The sequence below is a fragment of the Pedobacter suwonensis genome (assembly GCF_007833675.1).
GTDB classification, from domain to species: Bacteria; Bacteroidota; Bacteroidia; order Sphingobacteriales; family Sphingobacteriaceae; genus Pedobacter; species Pedobacter suwonensis.
The window spans coordinates 871,091-888,912 of the sequence record NZ_CP031708.1 but is presented as its reverse complement, the minus strand read 5'-3'; the positions used below and the strand labels follow the sequence as shown (position 1 = coordinate 888,912).

General features: G+C 38.3%; 14 protein-coding genes. 12 read left to right on the top strand and 2 right to left on the bottom strand.

Annotated features, from left to right (window positions below; genetic code table 11):
* Positions 1-247 precede the first annotated feature (247 nt).
* On the top strand, positions 248-1,003 hold the full coding sequence (locus tag DV942_RS03545) for a LytR/AlgR family response regulator transcription factor (RefSeq protein ID WP_090985393.1): 756 nt from the start codon (positions 248-250) through the stop codon (positions 1,001-1,003).
* Between the two features lie 28 nt (positions 1,004-1,031).
* On the opposite strand, the gene DV942_RS23965 is transcribed toward DV942_RS03545, so the two are convergent.
* A complete protein-coding gene (locus DV942_RS23965) occupies positions 1,032-1,160 on the bottom strand; it encodes a hypothetical protein (RefSeq protein WP_262987386.1) in 129 nt (42 codons plus the stop codon).
* Positions 1,161-1,254: 94 nt separating this feature from the next.
* Here DV942_RS23965 and DV942_RS03540 point away from each other — a divergent pair, with 94 nt between their 5' ends.
* A complete protein-coding gene (locus DV942_RS03540; RefSeq protein WP_090985395.1) occupies positions 1,255-2,334 on the top strand; it encodes a sensor histidine kinase in 1,080 nt (359 codons plus the stop codon).
* A gap of 40 nt (positions 2,335-2,374) precedes the next feature.
* On the opposite strand, the gene DV942_RS03535 is transcribed toward DV942_RS03540, so the two are convergent.
* A complete protein-coding gene (locus tag DV942_RS03535; protein WP_186462415.1) occupies positions 2,375-3,031 on the bottom strand; it encodes a LytR/AlgR family response regulator transcription factor in 657 nt (218 codons plus the stop codon).
* 243 nt (positions 3,032-3,274) lie between these two features.
* On the opposite strand from DV942_RS03535, the gene DV942_RS03530 reads away from it, so the two are divergent.
* The 10 genes from DV942_RS03530 to DV942_RS03485 all read left to right on the top strand — a co-directional run bounded on the left by DV942_RS03530 (position 3,275) and on the right by DV942_RS03485 (position 17,820).
* Positions 3,275-3,604, top strand: a complete 330-nt coding sequence (locus DV942_RS03530) for a hypothetical protein (protein WP_145855327.1) — start codon at positions 3,275-3,277, stop codon at positions 3,602-3,604.
* A gap of 156 nt (positions 3,605-3,760) precedes the next feature.
* Positions 3,761-5,254 (top strand): TolC family protein, encoded by a 1,494-nt coding sequence (locus DV942_RS03525; protein WP_186462414.1) that lies wholly within the window; start codon positions 3,761-3,763, stop codon positions 5,252-5,254.
* Between the two features lie 10 nt (positions 5,255-5,264).
* Positions 5,265-6,356 (top strand): efflux RND transporter periplasmic adaptor subunit, encoded by a 1,092-nt coding sequence (locus DV942_RS03520; protein ID WP_186462413.1) that lies wholly within the window; start codon positions 5,265-5,267, stop codon positions 6,354-6,356.
* A gap of 1 nt (position 6,357) precedes the next feature.
* Positions 6,358-9,498, top strand: coding sequence for an efflux RND transporter permease subunit (locus tag DV942_RS03515; RefSeq protein ID WP_145855321.1), 3,141 nt, complete (start codon positions 6,358-6,360; stop codon positions 9,496-9,498).
* Positions 9,491-12,574: an efflux RND transporter permease subunit gene (locus tag DV942_RS03510; RefSeq protein WP_145855319.1), complete on the top strand. Its 3,084-nt coding sequence runs from the start codon at positions 9,491-9,493 to the stop codon at positions 12,572-12,574. Before DV942_RS03515 ends, DV942_RS03510 begins: the two co-directional genes overlap by 8 nt.
* 11 nt (positions 12,575-12,585) lie before the next feature.
* Positions 12,586-13,920, top strand: a complete 1,335-nt coding sequence (locus DV942_RS03505; RefSeq protein WP_145855317.1) for a hypothetical protein — start codon at positions 12,586-12,588, stop codon at positions 13,918-13,920.
* 100 nt (positions 13,921-14,020) lie between these two features.
* The gene (locus tag DV942_RS03500; RefSeq protein ID WP_090985411.1) at positions 14,021-14,440 is read left to right on the top strand and encodes a hypothetical protein; all 420 of its coding nucleotides are present in this window, start codon (positions 14,021-14,023) and stop codon (positions 14,438-14,440) included.
* A 53-nt stretch (positions 14,441-14,493) separates the two neighbouring features.
* Positions 14,494-15,729 carry a 6-bladed beta-propeller gene (locus DV942_RS03495; protein WP_090985413.1) on the top strand — a complete coding sequence of 412 codons (1,236 nt, stop codon included), beginning with the start codon at positions 14,494-14,496 and terminating at the stop codon, positions 15,727-15,729.
* The gene (locus DV942_RS03490) at positions 15,722-16,312 is read left to right on the top strand and encodes a hypothetical protein (protein WP_090985415.1); all 591 of its coding nucleotides are present in this window, start codon (positions 15,722-15,724) and stop codon (positions 16,310-16,312) included. Before DV942_RS03495 ends, DV942_RS03490 begins: the two co-directional genes overlap by 8 nt.
* Positions 16,313-16,317: 5 nt before the next feature.
* Positions 16,318-17,820 (top strand): glycosyltransferase family protein, encoded by a 1,503-nt coding sequence (locus tag DV942_RS03485; protein ID WP_145855315.1) that lies wholly within the window; start codon positions 16,318-16,320, stop codon positions 17,818-17,820.
* The last annotated feature ends 2 nt before the right edge of the window (positions 17,821-17,822 follow it).

Below are 17,822 nucleotides of genomic sequence, written 5' to 3'. Positions count from 1 at the left end.
ATACCAATATCCGTTTATAGAAGTTTCATCCGTAACGTCTAAATTTATTACCGCTCTCCATTCGTAGCCATCTATCAGATCTTTCCAAGAGATATCCATTATCCTTTGGTCAAGAATGGCTTCAAGCTAACCGAAAAATGAATCTTGAAGTTTGTCCCTGAAATTTAATTAATACCAAACAAAGATTTTGAAAAGCTTTGTCAAAAATATATATATATGTTATATTTAAACGTTTTAGTTGACGCTTATGTACAGATGTGTGATTATTGATGATGAACCGCACGCCATTGAAGGATTAAAGAGTTATTTTTTAAAAATGCCTGCACTGGAATTGGTAGCTACCTATACCGATCCTGTAAAAGCATTAAAAGAAATTACCGATGAAGAACGGTTGGATCTGATTTTATTGGATATAGATATGCCCGAAATTTCGGGGATCGAACTGGCAAAAATAATCAGGAATAATACCGAAAGATTGATTTTTACCACTGCCCATACAAAATATGGCTTTGAGGCTTTTGAAGTGCGGGCAAATGATTACCTGCTTAAGCCTTTTTCGCTCGCGAAATTTATGGATGTAATCCAGCGGTTGTTTTCGTTTAAGAATGAAATTTTCTCCTTTGAGCAGGGTAACCAAAAGGATGTGCAGCAGGATTTTTTCTTTGTGAAGAGCAGCGACGATAACCTGCGTCTGGTTAAGGTCAGATTTAAGGATGTTGTATCTGCCGAAAGCAAATCAAATTATGTGCAGCTTCATACCATTTCGGGCAAAAGGATATTAACATATATGTCTTTAAGCGAAATGTCGAAGAATCTCGGCAGTGAGCGTGGTTTTATCCAGTTTCAACGCAGCTTTATATTGAACAGAAACCTGATTGATTCTATTGATGGAAATGTAGTAACTATGGATGGCGGACAAAAAGTAACCATTGGCGATTATTACAGGAAACACTTCCACAAATTTGTAGACGATCATTTAATAAAGGCCAAACGAAAGGTTTAGGGATTTTAGTTTGGCCCGGGTATTAAATTCATCTCCAACCAGTAACTGTTAAGCTGGTAGTAAGCGTGGTAACATCTGTACTTAAGCCGTCTTTCCCTTTTTTCTGACCAAATGTGAAAATTGTTTTTACTTTGATTTTGTTGGTTTGCTGTTTCATAAATCGTTTTTTTTAGAAACTTATGTATTGCTTTTTTACCTGAAAAAAAAATTATGTAAACAGGCTTAAATTCTATTTATACCGCTCTTTATTCATGATTAAGATTATTAAAAAATGCATTAAAAAATATTGGATACACCTGTTGGCATGGGGTGTTTTTATAGCTTATGAAACCGTACTTATTGGGTTAATTTATGGCGTTTTTGGCAATCTGTTAACTTATTGCCTCCACTATGCAATTGTTATTTCTTATTTCTATACCGTTTGTTTCATCGGTTTGCCCTGGGCCACAAGGTTTAAAAACCAAACTTTCTACCGTATACCGTTAATTTTTACTGTTCTTTTCTGCATCTATCTTTTTTTTAACCTTGGTGCCGATATGTTATTGATTCGCTATCATATTATTACCCACAAAGTTTCTGTTGCACTAAACCGCGATTATGTTCTTAGTACCCTATACCGTTACATTTATTTCAGTGGCTTTGCTTCGGCCTATTACTTTATCAGAACTTATTTTTTTGAAAAAAAACGGAGCAACGAACTCGAAGAACAACGACTTCTTGCCATCATTAACGAAGAGCGCATGGCAGATATGCTTTCAAAATCGCACAATGATTTTCTGCGTGCTCAGATTAATCCACATTTTTTATTCAATACACTCAGTTACGTATACAATAACATTAAAATAAATCCGGAAGATGCCGGAGAAGCTGTTATTGTACTTTCTGATATCATGAGGTTTGCAATAGATTCGGGCGTTGATGATATGGTCATTATTAAAGATGAAATGGCACAGGTAGAAAAACTGGTTTATCTGTATCAGCTCCGTAAGAACCAATCTATTTTTATCGATCTGTATTTTTCTGCCGAAACTATGCATCTGCGGATGATCCCGCTGGTTTTGCTCACGCTGATGGAAAACATGTTTAAGCATGGCAATTTATGCGTGGAAGAGAAGCCCGCGCTTATGGCTGTATTTGCTGAGGATAACCTGTTATTTATCCAAACATCAAATTTAGTAAGTTACACCATCGAAAAAATTGGAACCAATAGCGGCATGAAAAATATCGAAAGCAGGTTAAGGACTGCATTTGGTGAAAATTTGAAATTTACCTACGGTTTGGAGGGTGAAGATCTATTTAGGGTAGATATCGTTATCCCATTGGGCAGATAATTATACGGTCTATCCCACTGATCATCAATAGTTGCCATTATCAGTTAATATTAGATAATCCGGAAAGAAATGATTTGAGGTTATTTTTGTAGGATCGGCTTACCGTAACCACCAGCCCTTTTTTTAATTCAATGTTATCGCCGTTAATTTTTTCGATCTGTTTTGCCGATATGATGAAAGATTTGTTTATGCGTTTAAAATTTTTGAAAAGATTGAGCTTCTCTTCGATTTTTGCCATAGTATAATATGGCATTACCACTTTGGTTAGGGTATGGATTTTAATATAGTTTGAAGCCCCTTCTATCGCAATTATTTCGTCAAGATAAACCTTTAGCATTTCACCTTTTGCGCTCAGCCTGATCATGATGTAAGGATGGCTTTCGCCAATTTTATTGACCAGGTTATTTACTATTGTTTCGAACTTGTTGAAATTGAATGGCTTGGTTAAAAATTGTTTGGCATTTACATTATAACCATCAACGGCATACTTGGTATGTGCGCTTACAACAACAAGCGAACTTACATTTTTCTTTATAATATCAGACAGTGCAATTCCGGAAAGACCCGGCATTTCAACATCTGTAAAAAGAATATCGATCAGCTCATTTTTTTTAATAATATCATTTACAGCCTCATTGGGATCGCTGTACGATTTTTTTAAAGTCAAAAAAGGAATTTTATCTATGTACTGCTCCATTTGCTGGAGTACAGATAAGTCATCGTCTATTATAACACAGGAAAGTACCATCAAAAAGTTTAAAGGATTTTAGTTTAAGCTAACATTACAAATATATTCTTTCGATATTATAACAGTATCAGCCAGCTGATGCATTTCGCATAATAATTCGTGCAGGTTACATAATAGAAATTTTTTTTTCTAAAATAATGTCAAGATTAGCATTGTCGATATCGGCACTGAACAGATCAAATAACCAAATCTATGAAAAACACTGCATTGAAATTTATGATGGCGGCACTTATAATGGCCACACTTACTACAAACATCCATTATGCAATTTTGGGTTACGGCCTTGGCGATAAAAATAACCCGGGCAATGTAATGGCCCAGGATTCAACAGGTTCTAACGGAAGCAGTAACGGAGGAAACAGCAATGATGACAATTCCAATCCCAATAGCTCCAGTCAGCTTTTCTCTCAGGAACAACTTGTTGATTGTTTTATTCCCGGAAATCCATCTCATAAAGGTACTTATATCAGGTGTGTAGTGGGATGGGCAATTTGTATACCAACAAACTGTACCGTTAATTGACAGTTTTATACGCCATTAGTTAGATACCCCAATTCTTTAATGTCTTAATGCGCCTATTGGCGAACCGTTTGTGCAAAAGATATAAATAATTGCTGTTGTGTTTTAGGCCTGTGGATGCTTAAAGGCAGTTTCACGATAAAATTTTTCTTAACGCTCATGAAATTTAATAAACGCTGTATTGTTTTAATACTTCTTTTGCAGCCTTTTTTTTTCTTTCTGCCCATCAAGGCCCAGGTGAAAAACAAATTCACTCTTTTCGAAAGCATTGATATGGCAAGAAAAAACTCACTTGATACGAAGATTTCTACCTATGCAAAACAATCATCGTATTGGGATTTCGCGGCTTATAAAGCTGGGTTTCTGCCAAAGTTTTCGTTAAGAGGGGTATTGCCCAATTATTTCAGGAGTATTAATATTTTAACGCTTCCTAACGGAAAGAACGATTTTATCAGCCAAAATGTAGCAAATTCAAGTTTAAGTTTAAACCTATCTCAAAATGTAGGGTTTACCGGTGGAAATCTCGCGGTTTCCAGTTCGCTCCAGCGTTTAGATAACTTTGGGAATAACCACTATAAATCTTATACCTCGGTACCGCTTTCTGTAAGTTATACCCAATCTAATGTGTTTTATAATGAACTGAAGTGGCGGAGGAAAATTGAACCTTTAAAATTGGAGGAATCAAAAAGGGCATTTTTTGAAAGTATAGAAAATATTTCCTATTCAACAACAGAGAAGTTTTTTGCCTTGCTCAAGGCCGATATCCAACTCAAACTCGATCAGCAGAATCTTAAAAATATAGATACGCTGCTAAAAATATCAAAGTCGCGCTTTGAGATTGGGACCATTAACCTCAACGAACTTTTACAGGCACAGGTTAGTCATTTAAATGCCCGAAAAGGATTGTCGGCATCGGTGTTACACCGGGAGGTTGCGCTACAAACATTTTCAAGGTACCTAAATGCACAATTGGAAAAAGGAACGGAGCTGGAACTGCCAGAGGATATGCATTTTTTTGCGGTAGAACTTGACAGGGCCATTACGATGACTAAGGATAACCGGAAATATTACTATGAATTTAAAAGGAGAAAACTAGAGGCCCAGCAGGAAATACAGCGTACAAAATCGTTAACCGGCCCTTCTTTTAGTATTAATGCGAATATCGGCCTTACCCAAAGTGATCAGCATCTTGGAGCTGCCTATAACGATCTTTTACGTAACCAGGCTGTGGGGATCAGTTTTTATTTTCCTTTAATGGATTGGGGCGTGAATAAATCAAACAGGAAAAGGGCCGAAGCAAACCTTTATCTTGAAGAAAATAGGATCAGCCAGCAGGAAATGACTATGGAACAGGATGTTTCCTATCAGGTAATGCGGTGGCAGCTTCAGAAAGAACTGATCCAGATAGCTAAAGAAACAAGGGATTTAGCAACAAGGCGCTATAATGTGGCCTTTCAAAAATATACCATAGGGAGTTTAAATTTTACCGATTTCAATAATGCTTTGCTTGATAAGGATAGGGCTACCAACGAATATGTTGATACCCTTCAGGGGTATTGGTTGCTTTATTACTCCATCAGAATGTTAACACTCTTTGATTTTGAAGGGAACAATAACCTCGCTTTAGATGAACAGGGTGGTGGGAATATATAAAGATCATAATATGAAAATCGGACGTAACTTATTTATCCTGGCAATTACAGCAATATTCTTCCAGAACTGTAACAATGGAACCCAGGAGCAAACTGTAAACAATCATACAAGGGATGAAAAAGACAGGCGTGTTCTGGTGGAAGTTTCGAAAGTTGGGTTTGGAGATTTCAGTGAGGAACTGTTGAGTGACGGGAAAATTATTGCAAATGAAAAAGTAGCACTTTCTTTTCAATCATCGGGTAAACTCGTTCAGTTATCAGTAAAAAATGGCGATCGCGTGGTAAAAGGACAGGTAATTGGCAGGCTCGATCCTACAGAGTTAAAAATGCAGCTGGTAAGGGCAAATGAAAATATGGATAAGGCAATGATTGAACTGGACGACCGCCTGATCGATTATGGTTACCGTTTGCGCGATTCATCGGGTATTCCGAATGGAATTATGAAAATGGCCAAGATCAGAAGCGGCTTTTTAAATGCCAGGTACGAACTGGCGAATATAAAATATTCATTGCAACGTTCGGTACTCATTGCTCCTTTTACCGGAAGAATCGCAAATCTGGCCATTAATCCGAATGGTACCATAGATGCCTACCAGAAACTTTGCGATCTGTTTAACGATTCGATGATGAGCGTTGAGTTCTCGGTGCTCGAAACCGAACTTGGAATTGTACATGTGGGCAATAAGATAGATGTTGTTGCATACGGTAATGAGCTGTTATACAGGGGTAATGTTTCGGAAATTAATCCTGTTATCGATAATAGTGGGTTTATCAGGGTTAAGGCTATACTGCAAAATACAGATGGTTCGCTGATTGATGGCATGGCCACAAAAATCATTGTGAAAAAAACATCATCCAATACATTGTTCATCCCAAAAGAGGCTATTGTTCAAAGGCAGAACAGGAGCGTGGTATTTACCTGCGTAAATGGCCGCGCCGTGTGGAATTACGTTAAGCGCGGTAAAGAAAATACCAGGTATGTATCTATTGAATCCGGACTTAAGCCCGGAGATCAGGTAATTGTTGGCAATAACCTAAAGCTTGCCGATAATACAGCTGTAAAGGTACAGAAGTTATTAACCGATAATCAAGCAACCTTATAGTATGAGTAGAGACCGTGCCTTTTCTATTTTAATACTTTTCGCAACGCTCTCCATTTTTGGTGCGGTATCAGGATTTTATGTATTGTATGGCCGGGATAATGCGTACAATGACGGACAAATTAATATCACTTTTCGTTATAGCGGTGCCCTTCCTGAAGTTGTAGAAGATCAGGTTACCCGCAAAATAGAAGGTTTGTTGGCTACAGTAAGCGGACTTCAGGAAATCAGATCCGTTTCGGGCAGGGGATTTGGTTATCTGAAGGCAAAGGTAACCGACCCGGAAAAACTAATGCAAAAACGTTTCGAAATCTCCACACTGATGGGCCAGCTTTATCCAGGCTTTCCAAAAAAAGTATCATATCCGGTAACCAGTGTAGATCGAAGCGATAAAAGCAAACTCCCTTTATTAAGTTATGTAATACCAGTTAACGGGTTCGATAATATAGAAGAATTTATCAAATGCAATATACAGCAACCTCTGCTTGCTTTAAAGGGAATCAGTCAGGTAAATATAATAGGGGCATCAAAAAAAAACATAGAGGTAGGATATAGAAGGAATGATCTCGAAAAACTATCGCTCACCACAGGGGTGCTGGCAAATAATCTTGCCAATGCAGAGGAAGGGTTAGGGAAAGTGCCAGACAGAACGGCGGGTGGTCAGGTGTTTTATAGAAACCTGATTGTTAAAAAAGAAGAAAATAATGTCCAGAATCTGTCTGATTTTCCGATTGGGATTAGCAATGGCCAAATCATTCCGCTACATCAGGTGGCCAGTGTGCGCATAAATCAATCGGATGATGAAAATATTTTGAGGATAGACGGTAAACAGGTTAGGATCGTAGAAATTGTTGCAGACCAAAAATACCACGTTCTTTTTACCTGGATGAGGATAAAACAGCTCGTTTCGGTTCTTCAAAATAAGATGCCAAAAGGTATATCTCTTTTACTGCAATATGATGAGGTTGCCAAAAAAAATACCGGATTGTGGCGCGCAATTATCCAGGTATTAATGGCTATTGCAATTGTACTGTTAACTGTTTTTGTGGTATTTAAACGCTTTAATCCCATACTGCTAACTTTTTTATTTATTACAGGGGCACTTTCTATTTCTTTTTTGGTATACCGGTTATTGGGGCTCAAACTTGATGAATATGCATATACGGGTATTGTTATCTCTGTTGGGATGATGATGACCAACTGTATGGCAGTGCTTATCTCGAACCTACGTGGCAAAATAAAAAATACATCATCAGGCACATTGGCAATTAATTTTGCCACAATTGCAGCCCTGTCGATAATTATTTTGCCCAACAGTGGTTTCGGTAACACCTACCATGGCTTTGCAATTGTGATTATGACAAGCTGTGTGATATCTACAATATTGGCAGTAATATTAATGCCTGCACTAATCGCTTATATCAAAGTTGAACATTCCTACTCATTGAAACGTAAAAAAGCCATAAGTCATTTAGGCTTTATAAATCTGTACCGGCACTTTGTTTTACATCTGCTCCGCTTTAGAATATTAATCCTTTTTGCTACTGTATTATTATTTGGACTGCCGTTTTTCTTACTGCCGGAAAAGATAAACAGCGACGAAGGTTTTGCGAAATTTTACAACAGGCTAACGGCAGTACCGCAATATAGAGAACACATAAAGCCCTTTATTGATATTGCGCTGGGGGGCACCCTGAGACTTTTTTGGCTACAGAGCAATAAGGATATACAAAGTGATGAAGAAACAAGCGAAACCAGAATCGGGATTAATATCGAGATAGCTAAAGGATATGCTTTTTCGGAGATAAAAGAAGTGGTAACTGATTGGGAAGATTATCTGTCGGCTTTTAAGGAGATACGGACTTTTCAATCAAGGATTGTTGACGCTGAGCATGCACAAATGGTAATCTATTTTGATAAATCTTCAGACAGTACAGGCTTTCCGATGATGTTTAAAAAGAAGCTGGAGCTTAAGGCGGATGAAAATGGCCTGGCCGAATTTGCCATCTATGGCGTAGGAGAAGGCTTTAGCACTGAAGTGAAAACAGAAAAAACGAACTATGCCATTAATTTAAGCGGGTATAATTATGAAAAAATGATGCTGTTTGCAGCACGGGTAGAGGATGAGCTTAAGGAAAATGAAAGGGTAAACCGGATTTTCTTTGATCAGGATATGCTATCCGAACGCAACGATTCGAGGCTGGATTATGTAATGAGCCCCATTAAACCAAAAAACGAAATTATAGGTTTGAGCGCTGCCAGGTTATCCAGAATGTTATATGATAACTATGGTGATGCTGAAACTACCATACCATATCAGTCGCAACTTATACAGTTGAGAGATGTGGAAGAAAAACCACATTTATGGGATCTCCAGCATCAGAACTTAAAAAGTGGCAGCTTCGGTTTAAGAATAGGGCAGGTTATGGTACTTCAGCGGTCAAAATCATTGTCTGAAATCAATAGGCTCAACCAACAGTACAGGGTGGTTGTTAATTATAATTTCATTGGCGATGCCTATCTCGGAAAAAAGGTTTCTGATCAGATTATCGAAAAAATAAGCAGGCAGCTTCCATTGGGCTATAGCATTAACGATGGACAGACAGATGGTTTAAAGCAGATAACCAGAAACAGGCTATTATCCTTTATTTACATCGTTATCATTATATTTTTTGCCTGCGCAATTATTTTTAACAGTTTACGGAATGCGTTATCGGTTATTGTTTTTATCCCGCTCTCATTAATAGGTTTTTTTACATCTGCCTATGTATTTAACTGCCCCTTGCACGATGGGGGAATTTTACCACTTATTCTGTTAAGCAGCATGGTAGTGAGGGCAGCTGTACTTTTGGTCAATCATTTCAGTATCCGTAAAAGCAGTGTTTTTAGACCGGTTAATCATTATGTAAAAGTGGTATACCGAAATTTACTGCTTATCTCGCTGAGCATTGTATCATTGATATTCTCCTTGTTACCAACCGTTTTTATGCAGGCCAAAGACATTAGGAACGGGGTCAACTGGAGCATAATAAGCGGTCTGGTTATTTCCGTACCAGCTATTCTGGTTTTATTGCCACTAACCCTGTTAAAACCTGCTAAAAGGTCAACTGTCCAGTTTATAACCAAATCCGGCAGCCATGATTAATTTCATTATTAAGAAGCCTGTAAGCGTGATAATGATTTTTACCGCGCTGGTTATTTTGGGGCTTATTGCGGTGAATAAAATTGCCAAAACCCCTCTTCCCAACATACAGATACCGGAAATAACTGTTCAGATAAACAGCCAAACGGTTTCAGCAAAATCACTGCAGAACAATGTGATCGGTTTATTATCTAACCGCTTCTCTCAGCTTTATGGACTCAAAAATCTAAATAGCGAAAGCCGCGATGGCTATGCTGTTCTGAAATTGCAGTTTGATTTTAAAACAGATCTGGATCTAACTTTTATTGAAGTTAATGAAAAGATAGACCAGGTAATGGATCAGCTGCCAAAAGGTGTACAAAGGCCTAAAGCTATTAAAACTGATGCGGCAAACATCCCCGTTTTTCATTTGGAAATTGCATTAAAGGATAAAAGTAACAAGGTAGAAGGACGGGATTTTGAAAGCCTCTCTACTTTCGCAGATCAGGTAATTAAAAGAAGGTTTGAGCAGTTGCCCGAGGTGGCATTTGTAGATGTAACCGGTTTATCGGGCAGAGAGTTGTTTGTAGAACCGGATTACCCGTTGATGAAAATTACAGGGCTGAACAACGGAGACCTGATCTCTGCCATACAGCAGCAGAATATGGATTTTGGTGGAATTGATGTGCTGCAGGATATGCAAACCCTCCATATCCAGGTAGAAGGGCAGCGGCCACTTACCCTAGATGATGTTTCTTCTATTGTTGTGGTAAAGAACGGCAGGCAGTTTAAACTCTCCGATCTGGCAAAAATAGGCTTGAGGAGTAAAGAAAGCAAAGGCTTATTCCTTTCGGATGGCAGACGTGCAATTGATCTTGCCATAATCAAACAGCCAACAGCCAATCTCGACGACCTGAAGGAAAATATCGACCAATTGTTAAGGTCGGTGCGCTCAGATTATCCGGATATTACTTTTCGCCAGAGCCAGGATCAGACCGCACTGCTTAAATACGCTCTTTCTACCCTTAAGCAAGATCTGATGATCGGTAGTATACTTGCCCTAACCATGATATTCTGCTTTCTCAGAAATTGGCGTTCGGCAGTTTTGGTAATCATTACAATACCTACATCACTCCTGATTACCATTTTACTGTTCAGTGTTTTTGGCCTTACCATTAATATTGTTTCGCTATCCGGCCTGGTTTTGGGTGTAGGGCTAATGATCGATAATTCAATAATCGTGATCGAGAACATTAGTCAGCAATACCTGGAGACCCCGGATTTTGAAGAAGCATGCGCACAGGGAACAGCCGGAATTTTCCGGCCACTGATTTCCTCGGTGTTAACCACTTGCTCGGTTTTTGTTCCACTCGTTTTTTTAAGTGGGATTGCAGGGGCATTGTTTTTTGATCAGGCAATGGCCATTACCCTGGGGCTTTTTACCTCTTTGCTGGTTTCGGTAACACTTTTGCCTACATTATACCTGCTGGTTAACAAAAAGAAATCTACCCCATGGGCAGTTAGATCTGATACAATAACCAAACTTCTTTCTGTTTTAAGCTTCGATTTTTTCGAACGCCTTTACAACAAAGGATTTCATTGGGTATTTGCCAATAAAGTTTTTTCTGTAGTCATTGTATGTCTGTTGATTGCAGCCAATGCGCTTTTCTTCAGTTTGTTAAAAAAGGAACATCTCCCATCCTTTAACCGCTTAGAGCTCTCGGCCCATATCGATTGGAATGACAACACCGGCATCGCAGAAAATTCTTCGAGGGTAAAAGATCTAATTGGTCATATCGCACAGCTGATTGATCAGTACAGTGCCAGTATAGGTGAAGAGCAGTATGTTATGAATCATTTTGCTAAACCTGGCAGTACAGAGGCCGAATTATACATGAAATTCGCTAGCCAGCGTATGGCTGATACTGCTAAAGCGATGATTTATAGTTACCTGAATAAAAAATTTCCGTCATCTACGTTAACCATCAGCTATCCTAAAAATATTGTTGAGCAAGTTTTTGGTAGGGATCAAAAGTCGTTGGTGCTTAAAATAAGGTCTCGCGAAGAAAGTATCCAGCTTAACGATAAATTGAAGGATCTGGGCCAAAAACTATCGGTGATATTTAAAAAAGCTCAGATAACTACACCGAAAAAAAATAAAAATTATGTGCTTTATGCCGACCCGTCTGTATTGCTAAGGTACGCTTTGAGCCTGGAGGATATCCAGAACTACCTGCTCGAATACTTCAAAGGGCAGGATATTGGCTACCTATCAGAGGGGAATGCCCAAACAACAATCAGTTTAAAACATAAGCCCGAATTTTTTAATAATGTGGTCTCGCATATGGTACTCACCAACAGAAATGGGGTTGCAGTGCCAATCGGTAAACTGCTGCGGCTTACCACAATCGAAGCATACAAAAGCATATCATCAGATATGGGCGGCACCTTTATACCCATTGGGATAGAGAGCAGCGAAGAAGCTGGCATACTCGGTTATCTTAAAAACCATCTCAATGGAACAGATTACAGTATAGAGGGCAGTTATTTCGAAAACCGGGAGCTCATTGCCGAAATGAGCTGGGTTATAGCCGTGTCGGTATTGCTTTTATACTTTATTCTGGCTTCCCAGTTTCAATCGCTTATTCAGCCTGTTATTGTGCTGTTAGAACTTCCTATAAGTATGAGCGGTGCATTAATTATGCTGTTCTGCTTCCGCTCGTCGGTTAACCTGATCTCTCTGATTGGCCTGGTTGTAATGTGCGGAATTATTATAAACGATTCTATCATAAAACTTGATACCATTAACCAGTTAAGGAAAACGGGTAAATACGATTTAATGGAATGTATCCACCTGGCGGGTACAAAAAGGCTTAAATCTATTGTTATGACCTCCTTAACAACAATATTATCTGTAGTGCCATTTATGTTCGGAAGTGATATCGGTTCGATGTTACAACGGCCACTTTCACTTGCATTAATAGGAGGGATGATTATCGGAACCCCGGTTAGCCTTTATTTTATACCATTGGTTTACTGGTTTTATTATAAGAATGAGCCTTTTAAAGCATTATCCCAAAGTAAAAACATTAACATTTAAAAACAGTTGATATGACAGAACTTACTACAACATCAAAGAAAATCTTTCACAACCTGTCAACCGATTTTCTTAATCCCTGGAAAGATCAGATCCAATCGCTGGTACTGTTTATTGTACCCTTTATCGTACTGCAGCAAAGCTTGCACAATAGTTTTCAGGTATACTGGGACGATCATTGGGTACTTTTTAATACGTATACATCAGATGGATTAACCATAGCAAACTTAAAGGCTATATTTTCGCAGTTTTACAATGGACAGTACTCTCCTTTAAACCAGCTTTATTATACCATTATTTATTCCCTTTTTGGTTATAAGCCTTTTTATTTTCACTTTTCTGCCCTACTTATCCATCTGGTTAATGTTCAGTTGGTTTACAGGCTGGTTAAAAGCCTGCTCGGTTTTGTAAAGCATTTAACTACCGCGCAAATTAGCCAACAGGCATTTTTTGTGTCGCTTATATTTGGTATCCACCCTTTTCTTATCGAACCTGTTGCCTGGATATCGGCTTCAAAGATTCTTATTTATGCTTCTTTCTATATAGGGGCGTGCCTATGCTATTTAAATTATATCCGGTCAAAAAAAATCAGCCATCTTTTTGGGAGTGCGCTATTTTTCCTACTTTCTTTCGGTGCAAAAGAACAGGCAGTTGCATTTTCCCTAACTTTATTCACTTTTGATTATCTGGCCGGACGGAATTTTAAGGATAAGCAGCTGTGGATTGAAAAAATTCCATTTCTTCTGCTTTCGCTCGTACTTGGACTGGTAACCATCATGTCTCAGGCCGATAACGGGGAAGGATTGATTTCGATGCAGAAAAAATATCCATTTTATCAAACGCTCATTTTTGCCTGCTATTGCTTATTTGAGTATTTTGTTAAATGCTTGATTCCTATTAGGTTATTGTATGTGTATCCTTTTCCGAACGAAATTGGAAAACCACTACCCAATTTCTTTTATTTCTATCCCACGGTTTTACTGCTGTTAACCGCTATCGGTGCAAAATTGATAAAAGACCGCTTTTATATTTTCTGCCTGCTCTTCTTTATTGTAAATATCTTATTAACCATCCATATTATCCCCATTTCAAGGTTTTCAATTATATCCGACCGCTACGTTTACATCTCCTCGATAGGGGCGTTTATGATTATTGTTGGACTCTTATTTTCAATAAATACCATTGGGAAAAAGTTTCAGATGATGTTGCTGATCGGCTATGTAGTGCTGTTAAGTGCCTATTCTACCCAAAGGATCAAAGTTTGGTACAATAGCGATTCGTTAAAAAAGGAACTCAAACAGCTGATCAGGAACAGACCGATGGATTACCAGAAAAAAACAAACAATTAATATGATTTATAACCTACTTAAAATGCAGCACTGGTGACTTAGTACCGGCAAACTAAAAATTATTTAATCAATAAATTTAAAAAACTAAAAAAAACAGAAAATGAAAAAGAAATTTTTAAAACTCGCAGGAATCGGAATTCTTACTTTGGCACTAGCTGCAAACGTTCAATACGCATTTAACGGATATGGTTTGGGAGCAAATAACTTTGGCTTTGCAGCAGCAGCGAGAGATTTTACCAATACCGGTAGCGGCGGCAGCGATGATAGCAACAGCAACAGTTCAAACAGCAGTGCCGGTGTATTAACCGACGAGAAAGTTGTTGATTGTGTACTTCCTGTTGGCGGGGGTTCTTCTTCGAGCACTGGAGGTAGTGTAACAATAGTTGATGGTATCCCTGTTGGTTCAGTTTCTAACAGTACTTCTACAACTAACCCTAACGGTTACATTAAAGGTAAAAAAACAGCATGCGAATGGGCCTGGGCTGTTTGTACCTCTGTAGAATGTATTCCAAACAAGTAACATTAACAACGGAGAGCTTTTGCTCTCCGCTGTTTTACCAATAAAAATATAATATGAACAACAGATTTTTACTGACGATTTTAGGCTTTGCAGCCTTATTGGGTACATCGTGCTCCGATATGTCGAAAATAAACAAGAGAAGTAACCTCAATAATGCACTTGTAAAAAACCAGCTTGTTGATGATAAGGCCGCTTCGCCGGAGATTATCCATGTCGATTTGGAAAAGAAAAGTGCAAGGGCCTCCGAACTTCTGGATATCTCGGCGGTAACCTACCTCGATAATTCACAGCTTTTGGGTAAGGCCGATAAGGTAATATACAGTACCGATCGCTTATACGTGCTGGATAAAAAGTTATCCGAAAGTGTTTTTTGCTACGATCTTAAGGGAAAACTTGTATTCAAATTATCGGATAAGGGAAAAGCCCCACGCGAATTTCAGGGCTTATACGATATTACGGTAGATAATCAGAACGGAAATCTTCTGGTATATGATGGCAGAAAGATATTGTATTACAATAAAGACGGCGCTTTTATCAAAGAGAAACGTTATGATGTATTTGGGAAAAATATTGCCTGCCTGCATAACGGAGACCTTATTTTTTCGACCGGAAATACCGCATGGAACAACGATTTAATGTATAATCTCATCACGGTTGATACCACCCTAAAAATTACAAGTAAAAACTTTAAACTCGAAGAAAAAGACCTTAAGAATAGCTGGTCTCCATGGTTTTACATGCAACAGCGCAACGAAGAGGTTTATTACACCGATTATTTTAACGATACAACCTTTAAAATCAGCAATAAAAAAATATCACCACAGTTTGTGATGGATTATGGTAAATATAAGGTGCCAAACGGATTAAAACAACAGATTGCAACCGGGCAGATGGAGCGTGATGAGCATTACATTTATGGCAGGGTAGTAAGCTGGCAAAATGCCACAACTTTCTTCAATTTCGGCTCCGGCTTGAACGGTTTTGTGTCTTCTTACTACGATAAGCGTAAGAAAAAGGTAAGGTCTTATTTTACCATCGTTGATGATTTATTCTTTAATGCTTTAAATCCGGTTCCGGTTGGTGTTAACGGCGATCAGATGGTGTACAGTATTGATCCGGCCATGTTGCATGATCTTTATGATGTTCTGAGGAGAAATGATCCGGCTAAACTTGCCGATTTATCAAAAAGGCCAAAAAATCAGGTAATGATGGATATCATCAAAAATACAAAAGTAGATTCGAACCCCATTTTAATATCTGCAAATATTAAAGAAAGCTTTTATGAATAAGTTATTACTTGGGTTAATATTGCTTATTTCTGCCTGTGCCCAAAAACAGGAGAAAAGGGTAGCTGATCCATTAAAAGATGCCAGCGAGAAAGATCGCGCAGCAATTGAAACTGTGATCAGGTACAAAGAAGGGCTGAGAAACAAATATGAGGGCCAGGAAATAAAGAAGGGGGTGAAGATTTTCGATGTAGAGAAAAAAGAGCCGGCAAAACTCGACGAAATAGCTAAAGATAGCCCCATTCTTGTTCTGCGGTTTTCAGAAATGGAATGCTCTATCTGTACCGATACGGTACTCAGGATGATCCGTAGCTCGGGTATAAATAAAAAAAAAGTTATGCTTTTGTGCGATATACCATCAAATGTCAAAAACATCCGGATTTTCAGGGAAAAATTTGGGTTTGAAGGGAAAATATACCGGCTTGATAGTGATTTGTTAGCCGGAAATGAGCTTAAGAAACTCGGTTTTCCGTTCATGTTTATTGCAGATGGCCAATCAAAATTAAACCAGGTGTTTTTCCCGGAGCGATATGCAGAAACCAAAACAAGGGCTTACCTCAAATCTATTAAGGAAAAATTAAACTGAACATAATGGAAAATATGATTAACCAAAGACTTAAATGGTTTGTTTACTTTGTATCGGCGGTTTGTTTTATAATCGCCGCATTTAAAAGCACCGGCTACTATCATTTTGATGAACACTATCAGATTATAGAGTTTGCACTTTTAAAGTTGGGAAAAACCAGGCCCGAAGATCTTGCGTGGGAGTACGCTGCCAAAATCAGATCCACGTTTCAACCTACTTTGGTTTACTTATTATTTGGAGGGTTAAAATATGCAGGTGTTAGTTCGCCCTATACATTGGCCCTTATCCTTAGGCTGATTACCGGCGCCTGCTATTTTACGTCGGTTTATTTCTTTATTGGTGCAAGTAGTCATTATTTTAAAGCAAATATGCACCTGTTTTATATCGGTATATCCTACATGTTCTGGTTTATACCTTTTATTAATGTGCATTTTTCTTCAGAGATTTTTGCAGGGATTTTCTTTTTGGCAGCATTATCGGTTTCTATTAACCCAAAACTTAAAACCAATACCGATTATCTGCTTATCGGTTTTTTTTTGGCAATATCGTTTCTGTGCCGTTTCCAAACCGCCCTGCTTTCGGTAGGCCTTATAGGTTATCTTATTTTTATAGAAAAAACACACAGAAAATGTTTGATAATGCTTATTGGAACTGGCCTCGCTGTTTTATTGATCGGGTTTATGATCGATTGCTGGTTTTATGGCGAAGTGGTTTTCACGCCTTATCAATACTATTATTACAACATTGTAAAAAAAGTTGCTGCGGCTTTCGGAATTGCTCCATGGTATTATTATTTTACTTATGTATTCAGGAGTGCGTCCTATCCCTTAGGTTTCGTTATTTTAGCTGCACTTATTTATACTATCTGTTCTGCTAAATACCATATTTTTTCGTTTGTTTTAATTCCCTTTTTGCTTGTACATTGTATAATAGAGCATAAGGAGGGAAGATTTCTCTTTCCCATAATAAGTTTGGTGCCTTTTATGGTTACGGCCCTGATACAATCTGTAACAGAAAGTCTTCCACGTTTAAAGCTGGCCCGAATGGTTTTCTATCTTTTTGGTTTCCTTTTGGTTGGAATAAACATATTAATGCTGCTCCTGTGCACATTTAAACCTGCAGGCCCCGGCAGGCAGGAATTAACCGCCTTTATAGAAAAATATTATCAGAATAAGCCATTAACCATTTATTTTAATTATCGCAATAACCCATACGATCCCCTGGACGTTCCCGAAAAGTTTTACGGACGTGGCAATGTAAAATTTCAGGTGCTCACAGATATATGCCAGATGGAGGATTTAAATTTTGAGAACAGGGGAAGAACCGTTCTGTTCTGCACAAATACCTACAACCTAGACTTAAGTATCTGCAAGGATCTGTTAAAACTGAAAAAATTTAAACAGGTAGCCTCTGGTGTTCCTCCATGGATTGAAAAATGGAAAATCTATTATCCTGGTCCAGATGCAGACTGCACTTTAGTGCTTTACGAAAATAAGTTTTATCCCTAATC